Source organism: Synechococcus sp. H55.2 (assembly GCF_047462495.1).
Classification (GTDB): domain Bacteria; phylum Cyanobacteriota; class Cyanobacteriia; order Thermostichales; family Thermostichaceae; genus Thermostichus.
On record NZ_JANSJH010000065.1, the window covers coordinates 1 to 16070 of the forward strand.

12 protein-coding genes are annotated in these 16070 nt (G+C 56.8%); 3 read left to right on the forward strand and 9 right to left on the reverse strand.

The genetic code is table 11. The features are described from left to right. Nucleotides 1–115: 115 nt before the first annotated feature. From NW844_RS08655 to tatA, 9 genes are all read right to left on the reverse strand, one after another. Nucleotides 116–685, reverse strand: coding sequence for a hypothetical protein (locus tag NW844_RS08655; protein ID WP_414334986.1), 570 nt, complete (start codon nucleotides 683–685; stop codon nucleotides 116–118). Nucleotides 686–884: 199 nt separating this feature from the next. Then, nucleotides 885–2609: an ATP-binding protein gene (locus NW844_RS08660; protein ID WP_414334987.1), complete on the reverse strand. Its 1725-nt coding sequence runs from the start codon at nucleotides 2607–2609 to the stop codon at nucleotides 885–887. Next, nucleotides 2609–3202 (reverse strand): hypothetical protein, encoded by a 594-nt coding sequence (locus NW844_RS08665; RefSeq protein WP_414334988.1) that lies wholly within the window; start codon nucleotides 3200–3202, stop codon nucleotides 2609–2611. Before NW844_RS08665 ends, NW844_RS08660 begins: the two co-directional genes overlap by 1 nt. Beyond that, the gene (locus tag NW844_RS08670; RefSeq protein WP_414334989.1) at nucleotides 3199–4392 is read right to left on the reverse strand and encodes a DNA double-strand break repair nuclease NurA; all 1194 of its coding nucleotides are present in this window, start codon (nucleotides 4390–4392) and stop codon (nucleotides 3199–3201) included. The genes NW844_RS08665 and NW844_RS08670 overlap by 4 nt, the downstream gene beginning before the upstream one ends. Next, the gene (locus NW844_RS08675) at nucleotides 4382–7978 is read right to left on the reverse strand and encodes an AAA family ATPase (RefSeq protein ID WP_414334990.1); all 3597 of its coding nucleotides are present in this window, start codon (nucleotides 7976–7978) and stop codon (nucleotides 4382–4384) included. Before NW844_RS08675 ends, NW844_RS08670 begins: the two co-directional genes overlap by 11 nt. Nucleotides 7979–7980: 2 nt before the next feature. Next, entirely contained in the window at nucleotides 7981–9249 is a 1269-nt protein-coding gene (locus NW844_RS08680; RefSeq protein WP_414334991.1) for a metallophosphoesterase family protein, read from the reverse strand. Nucleotides 9250–9408: 159 nt separating this feature from the next. Continuing rightward, the gene (locus NW844_RS08685; protein WP_414334992.1) at nucleotides 9409–10314 is read right to left on the reverse strand and encodes a bestrophin family protein; all 906 of its coding nucleotides are present in this window, start codon (nucleotides 10312–10314) and stop codon (nucleotides 9409–9411) included. Between the two features lie 49 nt (nucleotides 10315–10363). Next, the gene (locus tag NW844_RS08690; RefSeq protein WP_414334993.1) at nucleotides 10364–11188 is read right to left on the reverse strand and encodes an anti-sigma factor domain-containing protein; all 825 of its coding nucleotides are present in this window, start codon (nucleotides 11186–11188) and stop codon (nucleotides 10364–10366) included. 205 nt (nucleotides 11189–11393) lie between these two features. Beyond that, nucleotides 11394–11639, reverse strand: a complete 246-nt coding sequence (tatA, locus tag NW844_RS08695; protein WP_414334994.1) for a twin-arginine translocase TatA/TatE family subunit — start codon at nucleotides 11637–11639, stop codon at nucleotides 11394–11396. 164 nt (nucleotides 11640–11803) lie between these two features. On the opposite strand from tatA, the gene NW844_RS08700 reads away from it, so the two are divergent. From NW844_RS08700 to NW844_RS08710, 3 genes are all read left to right on the forward strand, one after another. Then, complete coding sequence (locus tag NW844_RS08700) at nucleotides 11804–13354, forward strand: dihydrolipoyl dehydrogenase family protein (protein WP_414334995.1); 1551 nt, start codon at nucleotides 11804–11806, stop codon at nucleotides 13352–13354. Nucleotides 13355–13397: 43 nt separating this feature from the next. Continuing rightward, nucleotides 13398–15689: a 1,4-alpha-glucan branching protein GlgB gene (glgB, locus tag NW844_RS08705; protein ID WP_414334996.1), complete on the forward strand. Its 2292-nt coding sequence runs from the start codon at nucleotides 13398–13400 to the stop codon at nucleotides 15687–15689. 103 nt (nucleotides 15690–15792) lie between these two features. Further along, the gene (locus NW844_RS08710; protein ID WP_414334997.1) at nucleotides 15793–15924 is read left to right on the forward strand and encodes a hypothetical protein; all 132 of its coding nucleotides are present in this window, start codon (nucleotides 15793–15795) and stop codon (nucleotides 15922–15924) included. The last annotated feature ends 146 nt before the right edge of the window (nucleotides 15925–16070 follow it).

Genomic DNA, 16070 nt, shown 5'->3' on the forward strand with positions numbered 1-16070 from the left:
TGGAATATAACTGACGAAGCCGCTCGCTACGTCAAGTCCTAGCTCCCCTCTCCCTGAGGGAGAGGGGCTGGGGGTGAGGGCCTCAGGGAGAGGGGCCGGGGGTGAGGGGTCGCCTCTAGGGCCGGAGTAGGTCGGCGGATCCAGCGCCGGGGATCGGCAAGCGTTGCAGCGGTTCTGGGGTGGGCGGGGCAGGGACAGGGTTCAAGGCGGTGGGAATGTACAGGGGCTTGGGATCGGGATCCCCGCCGAAGGCCAGCAGAATGGCCCGCAGCAGGGCCTGTCGCTGTTGCCGGGTCAGGGCTTGCACGGCTGCCTTGTCTTGGGCATAGGGGTTAACCGTCAGGCGCTCGGCACCCGGGTAGCGCTGGGCAACTATCGGCTCATTGGCGTCCAAATAGTCCGCTAGCGTCAGTTGCCAGTCAAAGCGGTCGGTAGGAGAGCGACCGACCACCTGCAGGTGGTAGACCATCATCCGCCGCACTAAGGTATCTTCCTCGGGCGCGGGGCCGCCGTCATTGGGGTTCACGGGGGTATAGCCATTTTCCAGCGGCAAATCTGGCAAGGCCGCGTAGACCTGCCGCGCCGCCTCAGGGATCAGCCGCAACTGGGCATAGGCAGGGCCGGATCCCAGTAGAGCCACAGCGGCAATAACAGCCCAACCCCGCAAGAGAGCGTCTTTTCTCACTCTGCTGACTGCAAAACTCTTTTTTACTTGTAGCAAACTGGATCCCTGTCTTCCCGATCTCTCGGCAAGCTCAACAAGCTGGCCCGCAGCCTTGGGTGAGCTTTAGCTTAATCGGCGGGAAGCCCGTACTCTATCGGTTCGCGCAGCGTGGCGTAGGCCATGTTGTGTTGACTCAACGAAGATGAGGGTCGGGGGTCGTTCACTCAATGCTCAATCCTTCGATCACCTGTGGTTGAGAGCGTGGCTTAAGGGGAGCAGATTGGGCCAGGCGATCCCGTTGGCGATGCGCCTGAAAGTGATTTTGCCACAAGCCGAGGATATCTAGGGTTTCGCCACCATGCTGGGTGTAGCGCTGCCGCACTTTACACAGAACAGGGGTATTGACACACACACCGGAGACGATTACCTGACCCTTGCTCAAAGCCGGCAATTCTTGGAGCAGATCCCGTCCGGCAGCCTCAACGCTGTGGCGCAGGTTTTCTTGATCGGAAGGGTTGACGATTCGCATCAAAAATTGGCTCATGCATTGCGACAGAATATCCGAGTCCAACTTGCCGGGGCGTTGCGTAATGAGACCTACTCCCAGTCCAAACTTGCGTCCTTCGCTAAGGATGGTGCGCAACACCTGCTTGCAGCGGGAAGGCTCGTGGGCAGGGGCAAAGCGATGGGCCTCTTCCAACAAGATAAAAACAGGATAGGGCAGGTAATTTTCATCCCCCGGCTGGATCTTGCCTTTATGGGTGTTAATGCGGGCGTAATTGGCCTGGCGCAGAATAGCAGCGGCAATCACCTGCTGCTCTTCCTGGCTAATCTCGTGCATTTGTAAGATGGTTACCTGCCCTGGCTCAAACAAATCCTTTGGAGCCAGGTGTTCTACATTGCTGAAATAGGGAGAGCGATCGATCTGCTCCAGCTTCCACTCCAGGGCAGGTGCTGAGGATCCTTGAGATCCATCTTCCTTGGAATCCGCTTCGTTGACGGCGTCGATCAGATCCTGAATCGTCCAACGTACCGGATTAAACTGGGTAACCTTGCGGAAAGCCTTCTCTAGGAAAGATTTCTGCCGGTCGGTGGTCTCTGGCAGGAGGGTAAGGATATCGAAAAAGTTGAGAGAAGACACGCGGATCTTAATTTCTTGTGGGGAGAGAACCTTAACCTTAGGGCGGTAGCCGTCTTCGCCCAAAAACTTGGGGTGGGACTGCATCTCTGCCAGCGTATGGTATTCCCCATGAGGATCAAAAATAAGAACAGCAGCCCGGTTTTTGGGCAACATCAACTCTTCAATCAAGACCCCCGCCGTATAGGATTTTCCGGATCCCGTCCCTGCCAAAATAGCCAGATGGGTGCTAACCATTTCCTTGACATCCAGCACCACGGGCACCGCTCCCTCATCGCGCAACAGCAAACTGCCCAAGTGAGCGCCCCCAATGGCTGTTTCATCCCGTTTGTTCAAAATCGATTTCAGCAGACGATTGGAGGCCAAAAAGACTTTGGCACCGGGATCCGGAGGGCGACGGGGGTTAATAAAGCCCATGGCGCGGTGAAAATAGCCGATGACCTCGACGGTAACTGCGTAGATTTCTGGGTTGGGATGGGTAAAGCCCACCAAAGCCACAATGGTGCTGGGATCGATCTCGGTGTCGGCAAAGATGCGATCGGGAATGTGATCCAAAAGCTGGACTTGGCTGATTTTGCCTAGGATTTGCAGGGTTTGGGACTGGAGATCCCGCACTTCATAGTAGACAAAATCGCCTACCCTTACGGCTTGGGTATTGGAAGTGATAAACACATATTGGTTGGGGGTTTCACCGGGGCCCTTGACGGTGCCGATTACCTCTGGGGCCTCTTCATCAGAGGAGAAAACAGCTTTTGGATAGCGCCCATTCTCAGAGGGCTGAGGCATCCCTACAGTTTTTTTGGTCATCAGCGCATCGCTCCTACGGTCATTTTCCAGGCCAATTCTTTGCTTAGAATTTGCAGGGCCCGCTGTTGGGCTGGATCGGAAAACATGGGTATGATATCGTTCAAGACTTGATAAATAAGGTGGTCAGCAAAGTTGCCACCGCTGCTCAAGAGCAATCCATAATACGAAAACTGGGTTTGACCTTGGGGATCTTGGTGAAAACGTAGGATTTCTTCTTGGCTCATGCGAAAAACGGGTGTGTTTACGGGCACCACCACGCGCGGGATCCCTTGCCGGCCACAGCCCCGCTCTTCGTCCAAAGCTCCGATGAGAACCACCGAAAGCAGTGTGCGCACCTCGTTTTGTAAATCAGGGGAAAAATAGGGATCCGGCTGGCTGGAAAGGCGTGGGCCGGAGTTGAGAAAGAGTGGGTTGACAATTTGGGTGTTATAGACCAGACCCACAGCCCAGTGCCGTTGATCGCTCTCCAGCTTAACAAAGCTGCCAAAGCCATAGTCGTCGGGAGAGGGAGGATTCTTGACTTCTAAGATGTCATCCACCTGCACTACGTAGTCGCAGTGATTGTTGGAGCGAACCACCTTGCCCAATCTCATCGAACCCGCCTCCGCTGCAGTTTACTCACCGTTTTCTGAGATAACCTGAGGCTGAGCTTCTCGCGGCTTGCCCAATCTTGCATCAGGCGCAGGAAAAGGTTGCGATCTTCGTTGCGAATGACGGCTATTTGATCGGCTGTCTCCAGCACATAAGGATAGCCTCTTCCAATGATCACCTCGCAGCGCACCAGATCCACCACCCAGTCCAAAAGTCCTGCCTCATAAACCCAAACCGGTATCTCCAGCCGGGCCGGAAAGTTGTTGTTGGTGCGCAAATAAACAAATCCCACCCGCTCCCGCATTTCTTGGTAGGAGTTGAGGATCCCATCTTGAGGGTTGAGGCTGCCGCCACGAGCGCAGATAAAAAAAGGCGTGCGCTCCCCCCACTCTAGCCAGGGGCTGAGCAATTGGGCATCGTGGAGCTGAGGAGCTTCAGGAAGATCGAAGCAATGCCGCAGCAATGTCACCAGATCCGAGGTATAGGTGGTGTCGATGTAGGCAACGATGGGGATCCGGTTTTGCTCGCTGGCCCGCAGCACCTGGAGTAAACACTGTACGTAGAAATCTCGGCTTTCCGGCTCAAAAGCTTCCGCGAAGGTAGCCACTAACGCCCCATCTAAAAAGGCCAACTTTCGGGATCCAGGCTGAGCTCTCCGGATATATTCCACCAGCTTTTCTGTTTCCATTTGAAAGCGGCGCATGTTGACAACGCGCTCTTTAGGCTCGCCGCTGCTATCGGATCCCAAATCCTTTGGAGTCAGTACATCGACTTGAATATCTTTTTCGTACAGGCCTTGGGCAGAGTGATGATTCTCATACCAGCCGATCTGCACCAAGGCCACTGGGATCGACAGATCCTTGCTGGGATAAATCTGGGATCCGTCTACTGCGAAGGTGGGAATGTTTTTGATAACCGACCTTGCCCATTCACAGCTTTCTTCATAGTTAGTCCATTCTTTCTCAAAAGGGATCTTCCAACTGGAGTAACGATCCCATTCCTCAGTGGGCAAAGCACCTGGAAAAGAGAATAGAGCAATTTTTTCGGCAATCTCTAAACTCGACCACTGGCACAAGCTTTCCATGGCCTGCCGATACCATTCTCTGCGCTCCGATAGCCCTTGATCAAAAGTGGCAAAGGCTTCTCGCTTTTGTTGCAGTACCGCCAGGATCCGGTCGGCTCTAAACACCATAGGTGGGATCCCTCCTCATCTGGTCAGAGCCGGAGTGCCTCTCCACCCGAATGATGTTCTCCGTTACTTGCTCAAAGGTATCATCGTGGCTGATTACAAATAGCTGCTGAAAAGATCGCAAATTGGTGATGGCCTCTGCCAGCCGCTGTCGCCGCTGGGCGTCCATATTGGTGGTGGGCTCATCAAAGAAGGCGATGTCCAGTTGCCCCAGCACCTTGAGCAAAGCCAAGCGCACCGCTAGGGCCGCTGACATTTGCTCCCCTCCTGAAAGGCTGGCAAACCGTCGCTTACGACTGCCGGCTTCCTGAACCCAGATCTCATAGTCGGTTTCCCAGGTCAGGGTGATGTTGGAGCGGTTGAGAATTTCGCGGAAGAGGTGATCGGCGGTATCGTTGATCTGCTGCAGGTAGTGCTGGGTAACTTGAGGGCCAGCCTTTTTATAGGTATCTCGGCTAAATTTGATAAAGCGATGTAGGCGTTCTTTCTCATTTTTTTCTGCCTCAACCTGCTTTAAGCTTTCCCTGACCTGTTCCAGCTGCCGCAACCTTTCCTGGATTTTGCTCAGTTGAGGAGCTAAGCTCTCCAGCCGGGCTTGAGCTTCGGCTTTTTGGATTTGGGTGGTCTGCAAAAGGGCTCGAAGGCGCTCATGCTCCTGTGGTTGATACAGAGCAGCCAAGGGATCCCGCTGCAACCGCAGTTGGGACAGTTGAGCTTGCAACTCCTGTTGTTGGGCGCTTAGCTCGGCCAGCTTTTGTTCCCGTTCGGGAAGCAATTTGGCGATCGGCTCGGCCCGCAGATAATGCTCGTGATCCAATCGGTATCGTTCACGTTGTTTCTGTAGGGATCCCAGCTCTCGATCCAGGTGCTCGGTTTGGGATAGGGCCTCGTCAATAGGGCCGAGCGTTGCTTCCAAATCCCGAAGCTGCTGCAGACACTCGGCCTGCATTTGCAAATACTGCTTTTCCTGTTTTAACTCTGCTTTGAGCCGCTCGGCTTGACTTCTGGGATCCCCCAAAGATTTCAAGGCTTCAGCCGCTTTTTCGATTTGAGCCTGCAGTTGATCCCTTGAACCTTGAGCACTTTCCCATTGGCCAATTTGAGCCTGTTTCTCTTGACCAGCTTTTTGCAGCTGCTCCAGTAGCGCTTGGGCGGTTTTGAGTTCCTCTTTTCGTTGCGGCAAGCTTTGGGCAAGGGCCTGCAAGCGAATAACGGTTTCATAGCCGCTGCGATGGCCTTTTTGCTCCTCCCGCAAATCGGCAATTCTGTCCTCTAGATCCCGAAAAGGCTCAAGCTGTCGTTCCAGATTTTCGAGCTGTTGCTGGAGTTGGTGGATGTGCTTTGTGAGCTGTTGGTATTCTTGCTCCACTCTGGGCTTGCCATTCAGCTCTTTTTCCAGACGTTGGATTTGTCCCTTGGGATCCCCCAGGGCTTGGAGCGCCTGACCGATTTCCTGTTGTTGCCGCAGGAAGGTTGGCTCGGCCTCAAGGCTCCAGTGAAGGTCATCAATTTGGCTTTGCCGTTCAGCTTGCAATTGCAGCAGCCGTTCTACTTGGGCTTCCAAATCGGGGATTTGTGCGGTTAGGCCGAGCAAGGGTTGCAAAGTCCTGAGTTGTTTTTGGATGTCGGCCAACTGCTGATGAAGTTGGGGTTCGGAAGTTTGGGGAGCCAGATCTTGCAAAATGTGATGGATGGACTGGAGCAACTGCTGGCTAAGCGCTGAAGATTGGGCAAGCACTTCCGGGATCCGCTGCCACAGAGGTTGAAGTTGGGGATAATTGTGTTGCTGCGCTTCCAATTGGCTCAGAAGTTGTTGGATGCTGTGGTGCTGTTGAGCAAAGCGATTCGAGCCCTGCTCAAAGATGGCTTGTAGCTCCTGTTGAAATTGACGAGCTGCAGCAATGCGGCTGAGCTGAGTTTGCAGGCGCTCCTGTTGAGCTTCGAGCGTAGGAATGGCGGCTACGCGATCCAAATCTGCCTGCCGTTGTCTCAGTTGGAGTTGGAGTTGTTCCAATTGAACTTGGCCTTGTTCCTGTTCCGTTTCCCGTTGTTTGAGTTCAAGGCGCAGGGTCTGAAAAGAAGCCAACTTCTGGCTGATTTGGAAGTGGCGTTGCTCTAGGGCAGTCTGCTGTTCGCATAGAGGCTGTAGCTCAAGTTTTTCTGCCGCCATTTTTTGAAAAATCTGGAGCTGATGCTGATATTCGGATCCCCGCAGCTCTAGTTGATGGAGTTGATGTTGCAAAGTTTCCCGCTGAGCCAGTAGGGTTTGTCGGGCTTGCCGCAGCGCTTCCTGATCGGCGATGAGGGCTTCCAGCTCCAGATAACGGTTGTGGGCTGTCTGATGCTGCTGACAAATGACCTGTGCCTGCTCCGCCTCTTGCACTCGATCTTGCAGGAGTTGGCACCGCTGGGCATGGGCTGTCCATGCTGCCCGGAGTTGTTCCCATTCGTGGTGCAGTTGTAGCAAAGTGTTGAGTTGTTGAGTCCAATAGATCTGTTGATGTTCCAGCTCTTCTTGGGCTTGAATTTGCGGAGTCAGCTCCTCCAGCTCCTGCTTCCAGCGCTGTTGTTGGCTCAGCTTTTCTTGCAGTCTGGCCAGTTGGTTTTCAATGTTTTGCTTTTGCAAGAGCAAGGCATCGCGTTGTTTCAACCACTCCAAGCGCTGCTGTTGCTGTTTTTCCAGCTCCCGCAACTGAGCTTCTATGGCCAAAAAGCGCTGGGATCCCTCTTGATACTGCTGTTGTTGTGCTTGGGCTTGCCTGGCTTCTTCCCACAGCTTTTCCGCCTGCTTAAGAGATACATCCAGCAGGGATCCCTTTTGCTCCAGTTGGGCAATCCGGTGATCCAAAGTTTGGATTTGCTCCAGCAATTTCTCCAGTCGCTCAATTTCAATCTTGGCCTGATCCAGGGTGTGAATCGACTGACTCAAGCGCCCTTGCCAATGACCTAGTTCTTGCTGGATTTTCTGCCGCTCGGTTTGGAGCGGATCCCATTCCTGTAGCTGTTGACGCAGCAACTCAATTTGATGATGAATCGCCTGGACTTGTGCTTCGCTGTATTTTTCGACCGCCAACAGATCTTTGGCTACTTGCTGGTACTCCTCTACTTTTAAGATGCGATCGAAAACTTCTTTGCGATCTCGACCTGTTTTGAGAAAGTCTGCTGTGAAAGTCCCTTGGGGCACCCCAATCGTTGTGGCGAATAGCCGCGCCAGATCGGTACCGGCAGGTACGCCCAAATGTTGCCTCAGCCACGGCAGTACATCGGATTTGCGCTCATACTCCAGGCGCTGCTTCAGTTGCGGATCGAAGAGGCGATATCCCTGGCTAACGCTGCGGCGAACATCGTAGGTGCGCTGATCCCATTGGGAGATAAACTGCACGGTCACCACCGCGTCACTGGCGCCAGAGCGAATGATTTCTTCTTGACTGTAGGGGCAGTAGTCGAACAAAACCCAGGCAATGGCCTCCAGAATGCTGGTTTTGCCCGCTCCGTTTTCTCCGCAAATGGCATTAATGCCTGGCTCAAACGTGAAGATGGCGTCCTCGTGCGACTTGAAGTTCTGTAGAGCCAGAGAGAGGATCCGCATGGTCAGTCTTCTTCCCCCAAAAATGCGTCCCTCAGGTGAGCGTATACTTCCGCTTCGCCTTGTCCATCTAAGACTCTTGCTTTGAGATCCAGGAGTAGCCGCGCCAGCTCTTCGCTGCGCTTGCGATAGTGGGCATGGCTGCTCAGCAGATCCCTGTAGATTTTCTCTTCAATTTGTAGCCTTTGTCCTTCTTCTTCCAGAGAAAGAGCAGCGGATCCGATCTCCAAGGGAGTAGCCTCAAAGCGAAGCAGGACGAGCAAGGCGCCGGTAATCTGCTGAATCTGCTTCTGTAGGGCGCGGCTGTCCAGCTCGTGCTTGGCAAACCCCACCTGCCCCACCAGGCGCAACTCCACCATCGGCTCCATCTCGTGTTCCTGAAGACGGGATCCCCTGGCCAGGGCAATGGCTGCCGCTACCATTTGCTCGGGAGTTTCTCGGCCTTTGGCTTCGAGAGACAGCCGCCGGCGGGGCCGCTGATAGTAGTCTTGTAGCAGCTCGGCTTGGGGCGGGCCATCTCCCCAGCGGACGCGGTAGGCTCCCCGCGGAAAATCCCATTCGGCGGTACTGTTGGCCTCCAGGGATCCCGGATTGAAGATCCACCCGCCCTCAGAATAGCTTTTGTGAATGTGTCCCAAGGCCAGGTAGCCCACCCCCGCTTCCCGCAAAGGCAGCAGATCCCGGTAGCGCAAAGCCCCTTGATAACGGGCCATTTGGCCCTCCAGGCCATGGTGGAACATCAACACCACCCGTTCTGGGCCGGGGGGCAATTGTCGAATGGCCGCCGCCAACTGTTCAATCGACCTAGGGGCTGCCGATCCGTACCACTGGGATCCGATCACCCGCACCCCACAGGGCAAATCCAGATACCCGCCCCGCCCACCTGACCAGGGGCGTAGCTCCAGGCCCTGTTCCCCGGCTTCCGGCTCCAGCAAGATCAACTCTCCGTGATCAGCCAAGTACCTCAGCCAACTGGTCTTGACGCCATAGGGGCGGTTGTCGTGGTTGCCCTCGATGGCCAACACCGGGATCCCGGCCTGCTTCAGCTCGCGTAAGACGATCTGGGCTTGGTTGAGAACGCTGGGCTGAATCTGCCGATGCTCGAACAGATCCCCGGCAATCAGCACAAAGTCCACCGGATCTTGAATGGCATAACGCCGGACAACATCTCGAAAAGCCAAAAAGAAATCCTTGCTCCGCTCCGGGCTGTCGTAGCGGTCATAGCCCAGATGCACATCGGCCAGGTGCAAAAATGTACAGCTTGGGCAGGCCATCTCCAGAGCACCTCGGCAAATTGCCCACAGTTTAGCAAACTCACCTCGCCCAGATATGGGGATCTCCTTCTCTAAATGATCGGGTTCACCGCGGGCATCTCCACTAGGGGTAGGCAGCGGCTGAGGCAACCCCGCCATGAACAGCTCCCGCGAGTTTCTTTAGGTGGAATTGATCAGATCCATGATATTGTGCTTCATCTTGTTGCAAATGTTATCAAGGGGCAGGTCATTGGGATCCCGGCCAAAGGGGTTTTCAATTTCGATGCCAATCTCTTCAACGCCAAACAGCATAAAGGCCAGAAACCCGACAATCGGGCCGGTCATCCAACCCAAGCCCTCCACCATCTGAAACGGCAAAGACAAACAGTAGAGCAACAACAATTGCTTCAGATGGAGGGCATAGGCCATGGGCATCGGGGTCAGCAAAATGCGCTCGCAAGCCCCTAGCGCCTCCACCATGCTGTTGAGCTGCTCCACCATGATCGTAAGCTGGTAGACCTCAACGCGGCCCCTTTGGTATTGGCGTTGCAGGTAATCTCCGATCCAAAAGGCAATTTGCAAAGGGGGATGGTTGAGGCTTTTGAGGCGTTGCAACTGCTCCGGGCTGAGGAGGGGCTGAAGCTCATCCGCCAAGAATTCTTGGCGCAGATGTTGCTTCATGGCGATGGCAAAAGCGGGCAGTAGATAGAGGATCTTGATTTTCTCTTCCCGATCGCCGGGCTGCTTTTCTTCAATGGCCACCCAAATTAGGCGGGCTAAGTTGCGCACATTGTTCACCACGGCTCCCCAGGCTTTTCGCCCCTCCCAAAAGCGTTCGTAGGCGGTGTTTGTCCGAAATACCAGCATCAAACCCAGAACGATGTTGGGCACAAAGGCCACCAACGAGGACAACGCCAGGGGCAGCCCCAGTTTGTAGAAAACGGAAACCAGCACCCCAACCAAGCTGCAGACGAGGGTGCGGGGCAGCACTGCCGGTACAACTGAGCCTTGCAACTGCAGGGCCAGGCGAAACCAACGCAGCCCCTCTCCTGAGAGATATTGGCGAATCATGGGTAATGTCGGCAAGCTTGCCCCCTGATCCTACAGCCACAGCCATTCCTGCAGTCTTTCCCGGTCATGGCTGAGCGGCAGGGATCCAGAAGTTGCTCTGCAACAGAGGCGGGCCTGTGGGCGACTCGCTCCCTCCTGCCGGTTCGAGGGTGATCCAAAGGCGGGTCGGCTGCTGGGAAGGGGTGGGTTGGCTGAGCCATTGCAGGGATCCCTCGGCGTTGACGGCGAAGGTGCCGGCGCTTTCCAGCCGTCGTCCCCCTCCCTGCATATCCGACTCCAGCCACAGTTGGTAGGTGCTGCCCAGAGGAGCAGGGGGCATTTCTGAAGCCAAGAGCAGCACCTGCTTGGCACGGGGCGACCAGAGAGCTTGCACCAGGAAGGGGTTGCGGAAGTTGGGATCCCGCAAAATGGTTCTCTGCACCTGCGGTTGGCGCTGCCACTCTTGGTAGAGCCGTTGAATGGCCACTGTCTCTCCCCCGATTTGGGATCCCAGCCGCCAGTAGGCCGCCGTTATGGCCAGCGCGTAGATCCCCAACGCTGCCAAGCCGCCCCAGAGAAGACGTCGCGGCCACAAAGGAGGTGCGACCCGGATGGAGGCAGGGGCGGGCAACCAGCTCCAGCGCCGCAAGCGTTCTTGGGCTTGAAAGGCCGTCAACTCGTAGAGCCACAGAGCCACCGAGCGATCCCGCTGCAGATCGAAGGCCTCTGCATGTCTCCAGCAGAACGCAAACACCTGGCGCACCACCTCTTCGGCTTGGTGAGGCTGCTTGAGGGTAGCCAGCGCGATCTCCAGCAGGCGCTTCTGGTAGCGATCCTTGAGCAAAAAGTGGCTGCGGCGATCCCGCAGTTGGATCTGGCGCATCAGCTCGAAATCGGTCGGCTCCGCCATAGCCCTCCATCGGCTGCGCCTGCCCGGCCCGGCTTTGGATCAAGCGGTAGCGCCAGGCTGGCAGCTTTTTCAGAAATATACACCAGCCCTGGAGCCAGCTCACCGGCAAGCTGGCCTATTTTGTCATGGCTGGCACGGATCTCTTAACCGGGATCCCGGCCATGCGACTTTATTGGATCAGCTTCTACACAACAAGGGGATATCCTCAGGCGGCGTCCTTCTCGACCACCTTCTCCGCCTCTGTGCCGGCAACAGGTTCGTCATCGCTGCTGGGGTTGTTCATCTCTTGTTTGAAGCTGCGCAACGCTTTGCCAAAGGCGCTGCCCAACTCCGGCAGCTTCTTGGGGCCGAACACGACCACCGCGATCACCCCAATCACGGCCAGCTCTGGCAGGCCCATGCCGAAGATGCTCACGGCCAGGATAGGTTCGCTCGACAGCAGGATAGCCATAAGTCCCCAAAACCCCAAAAACAAGACAAGCCGACCAACCCAGCTTAGGAAGGGATCGATCCGTCTCACTTTAGCAAGTTCTTCTCCCTTGGAGAAAGGGTTTGGCTGGTGCAGGAGCTTGTCGTCGTTCCGCTCCTGGGCCGACTTGGGAGGAGATCGATAAGATGGAGCTAGTTTTTGTGGATCCCTCAGCTCTGCAGCCGTTGGCCATTTTCTCACCCCCAAACGCCATGTCTGTCCCTTACGATCTCGTGGTCATCGGCGCCGGCGCGGCGGGTCTGGTGGTGGCCAGCGCTGCTGCCCAACTGCAGGCCAAGGTGCTGCTGGTGGAGGCCAGCGACCGCCTAGGCGGGGACTGCCTCTGGTATGGCTGTGTGCCCAGCAAAGCCCTCCTGTGCGTGGCCCACACGGTTCAGCGGCTGCGCCGGTCTGTTGCCGCCGGCTGGGTTGCTTCTCCCAGCCCAGCAGGGATCGCGGTGGATTATCTCAAAGTGTACGAACATATTCGCGCCACCCAGAGCTACATTGCCAACCACGCGGATTCGCCAGATCGCTTCCGCCAACTGGGGGTGGAACTGGTGTTTGGCAAGGGGCGCTTTGTGGATGGGCGCACCTTTGAAGTGGCGGGAAAGCGAGTGCAGGCGCGGGCTTTTGTGGTGGCCACCGGATCCCGTCCGGCGGTTCCCCCTTTGCCTGGCCTGGCCGAGGCGGGCTACCTGACCAACGAGTCGATCTTTGATTTGACCCGCCTGCCTCGATCGGTGGCGGTGATGGGGGCGGGGCCGGTGGGCTGTGAGTTGGGCCAAGCGCTGGCCCGTCTGGGATCCGAGGTGACCCTCATTGCCAGCCGCGATCACATTCTGCCCAAAGTAGATCCGGAGGCCGCCCAGGTGGTGCAGCAGCAGTTGGCCCAAGACGGGATCCGCCTCCTCACCCAGGTGCGCGCTGTCCGCGCTGGCCAGGAGCAGGGGGAAAAATTGCTCTACCTCAAGGCCGGCACAGGCTCTGCCGTCGGCCAGCTCTCCGAGGCAGGCGAGGCGGTGATCCGCGCGGAGGAAATCTTGGTGGCTGCCGGTCGGATCCCGAATGTGGAAGGGCTGGGGCTAGAGGCTGCCGGCGTGCGCTACACCCCCCAAGGGATCCAGGTGAACAGCAAGCTGCAAACCAGCAACCCCCGCATCTACGCCTGTGGAGATGTCATCGGCGGGCCGCAGTTCACCCATGTGGCGGCTTACGAGGCGGCGGTGGCCCTGGTCAATGCCCTGTTTTTCCCCATCAGCCGGGCGCGTTACCAGGTCATTCCCTGGGCCATCTTTACCGAGCCGGAGCTGGCTCAGGTGGGTCTCACGGAAAGCGAGGCCCGGCAGCAATACGGCAAAGACGTGATGGTGCTCAAACAGGAGTTTGCCGAGGTGGATCGGGCCCAGGCAGAAGCGGCCCCCCTCGGCTTTGCCAAGGTGATCTGCCGGCGCAACGGCCAGATCTTAGGGGCCCACCTGGTGGGATCCCAGGCTGGCGAGCTGATTCACGAGGTGGTCTTAGCCATGAGCCGGCAGCTGCCCGTCTCTGCCCTGACAGGGATCCACATCTACCCCACCCGCTCGCAGGTCAATGCCAAGGTGGCCCTGCAGTACCGCAAGCAACAATTGGCCGCCAATCCCCGCCTGCAGAACTTCCTGCAAGGGTTCTTCGCCTGGAGACGGGCCTGGAGCTGACAGGCCGCTAGACTGGAATCAGTCGTTTGCTGAGACTTCATCGATGGGCTTTTTCCTGTCTGCCGAACAAGTGGGTCAGTTGGTCTGCAATCAATGGCAGGATCCCTATGCCGTTTTGGGGCCACAGCAGATAGAAGAGGCCGGGGAATCTTTTTGGTTGGTACGCGCCCTAGTGCCCAATGCAAAACAGGTTTGGCTGGTGGAACGATCCAGCGGCCAGGCCCACCCGATGCAGCCGCTGCACCCGGAAACGTTGTTTGAGCTGCGCTTTGCGCCTGGCACGCCGCTTCCAGACTACTTTCTGCGGGCGCAACGGGTCTGGGATCCGGAGGGGCAGCACCTAGAAGAATGGGAGGATCCCTATCGCTTTCCCATCGAGAAGGTCAACCACATCGGCGAGCTGGATCGCTACCTCTTCAACGAGGGGAATCACCACCGCATTTACGAGAAGCTGGGCGCCCATCCCATCAGCGTAGATGGGGTTCAGGGAGTCCACTTTGCCGTCTGGGCCCCCAACGCCCGCAATGTCAGCGTTATCGGCGACTTCAACCACTGGGACGGGCGCCAACACCAGATGAAGCGGCTGGGCGAAAGCGGCATCTGGGCCGTGTTCATCCCCGGCATTGGGCCAGGAGCCATCTACAAGTACGAGGTGAAAACCTCCTGGGGGGATATCTACGAAAAATCGGATCCCTATGGCTTTCAGCAGGAGGTGCGACCCAAAACCGGCTCGATTGTAGCCGACCTCAACACCTACACCTGGCACGACCAGGAGTGGCTGGAAAAACGGGCTGCCACCGACCCGCTGCGCTCGCCGATTTCGGTGTACGAGGTGCATTTGGGATCCTGGATGCACGCTTCCACGGAAGACCCGTCCCCCGATGGGCACCTGGTGTCGGTGGATCAAAAGCCCAACACCCGCTTTCTCACCTACCGGGAGCTGGCAGACAAGTTGATCCCCTATGTCAAGGAGCTGGGCTTTACCCACATCGAGCTCTTGCCGGTAGCCGAACACCCCTTCGACGGCTCCTGGGGCTACCAGGTAATCGGCTACTACGCGGTAACCTCCCGCTACGGATCACCGCAAGACTTTATGTACTTTGTCGATCGCGCCCACCAGGCTGGCATTGGCGTGATTGTCGATTGGGTGCCGGGGCATTTTCCCAAAGATGGGCATGGGCTGGCCTTTTTCGATGGCACCCACCTCTACGAATACGCCGACCCTCGCAAAGGAGAACACAAAGGTTGGGGCACTTTAGTGTTCAATTATGGCCGCAACGAGGTGCGCAACTATCTGGTGGCCAACGCCCTTTTTTGGTTTGAGAAATACCACATCGACGGGATCCGAGTGGATGCGGTGGCCTCAATGCTTTATCTGGACTATGACCGCAAAGACTGGATCCCCAATTGCTACGGTGGGCGAGAACATTTGGAGGCGATTGACTTCTTCCGCCAGCTCAATACCCTCATTTTTAAGTACTACCCCGGCGCTCTTTCGATTGCCGAGGAGTCTACCGCCTGGCCGATGGTAACCTGGCCAACCCATGTGGGCGGGCTGGGCTTTAACCTCAAGTGGAACATGGGCTGGATGCACGACATGCTGGACTATTTCCGCATGGATCCCTGGTTCCGCCAGTTCCATCACAACCTAGTGACTTTCAGCCTCATGTATGCCTTCAGCGAAAATTACATGCTGGCTTTTTCCCACGATGAGGTGGTACACGGCAAGAGCCACATGCTGGGCAAAATGCCGGGGGATCACTGGCATAAGTTTGCCAGCCTGCGGGCTTTGTACGGCTACATGTTCACCCACCCCGGCAAGAAAACCTTGTTTATGAGCATGGAGTTTGGCCAGTGGAACGAGTGGAATGTGTGGGCAGATCTAGACTGGGGGCTGCTGCAATATGAGCCCCACGCCAAACTGCGCCACTACGTGGCCAGCTTGAACCATCTGCTGCGTTCGCAACCGGCCCTCTACACCCAAGACACCAAGCCAGAAGGGTTCCGCTGGATCGACTGCAGCGACCATCGCGGCATTGTTTCGTTCATCCGCTATGCAGAGGATCCCAAGGAATGGCTGGTGGTGGTGTGTAACTTTACGCCGGTGGTCTGGCCGAATTACCGCATTGGGGTGCCGCAGCGAGGGTTTTACCGGGAGCTGCTCAACAGCGACGCGGTGGAGTTCTGGGGCAGCGGCGTCGGCAACTTGGGGGGCAAGTGGACGGATGACTGGGCCTACCACAACCTGCCCTACTCCCTCGATCTTTGCCTGCCGCCCCTCTCTACTCTGGTGCTGAAATGGCAGCCGTCGCAGCCGGCTGAGTCCCAAAATTGACATTCCCTCAGCCCTGCCGCGCATCTGTGAGGACAGGGCTTGGGATCCAGTTTTTGGGGGATTGGAAGAATAACACTCAAGATACTAGGGGCAGGTTTGTTTTGTGAGGATTTCAGCAGTGGCCGCAGCCACCCGCTCCTGCAACTGCCGTCGCCGTGAGTCGGTTGGGTCAGAGCCAGGCACCCGCACCGTGTACCGTTGCTACACCGAGTTGCCCCCCACCGCCACAGGATGAGGCCAGGGATCCCGTGCAACAGGCGGTGAGAAGATAAGAGCCGAGGGAGACAACGCGCTCGGGCGGCAAGGGATTTTTTCCAGCTCCTCTGCCCCATCTGAGCTAGAGTAAACGCGGTCCAGGGAACCGGTAGGCTGGATACAGCT

What these genes read in the sequence shown, in the direction of transcription:
- NW844_RS08675 (WP_414334990.1), bottom strand. Translation starts at nt 7,978, where the DNA reads ATGCGGATCCTCTCTCTGGCTCTACAGAACTTCAAGTCGCACGAGGAC.
- NW844_RS08700 (WP_414334995.1), top strand. Translation starts at nt 11,804, where the DNA reads ATGGAGCTAGTTTTTGTGGATCCCTCAGCTCTGCAGCCGTTGGCCATT.
- NW844_RS08670 (WP_414334989.1), bottom strand. Translation starts at nt 4,392, where the DNA reads ATGGTGTTTAGAGCCGACCGGATCCTGGCGGTACTGCAACAAAAGCGA.
- NW844_RS08665 (WP_414334988.1), bottom strand. Translation starts at nt 3,202, where the DNA reads ATGAGATTGGGCAAGGTGGTTCGCTCCAACAATCACTGCGACTACGTA.
- NW844_RS08660 (WP_414334987.1), bottom strand. Translation starts at nt 2,609, where the DNA reads ATGACCAAAAAAACTGTAGGGATGCCTCAGCCCTCTGAGAATGGGCGC.
- glgB (WP_414334996.1), top strand. Translation starts at nt 13,398, where the DNA reads ATGGGCTTTTTCCTGTCTGCCGAACAAGTGGGTCAGTTGGTCTGCAAT.
- NW844_RS08680 (WP_414334991.1), bottom strand. Translation starts at nt 9,249, where the DNA reads ATGGCCTGCCCAAGCTGTACATTTTTGCACCTGGCCGATGTGCATCTG.
- NW844_RS08690 (WP_414334993.1), bottom strand. Translation starts at nt 11,188, where the DNA reads ATGGCGGAGCCGACCGATTTCGAGCTGATGCGCCAGATCCAACTGCGG.
- tatA (WP_414334994.1), bottom strand. Translation starts at nt 11,639, where the DNA reads ATGGCTATCCTGCTGTCGAGCGAACCTATCCTGGCCGTGAGCATCTTC.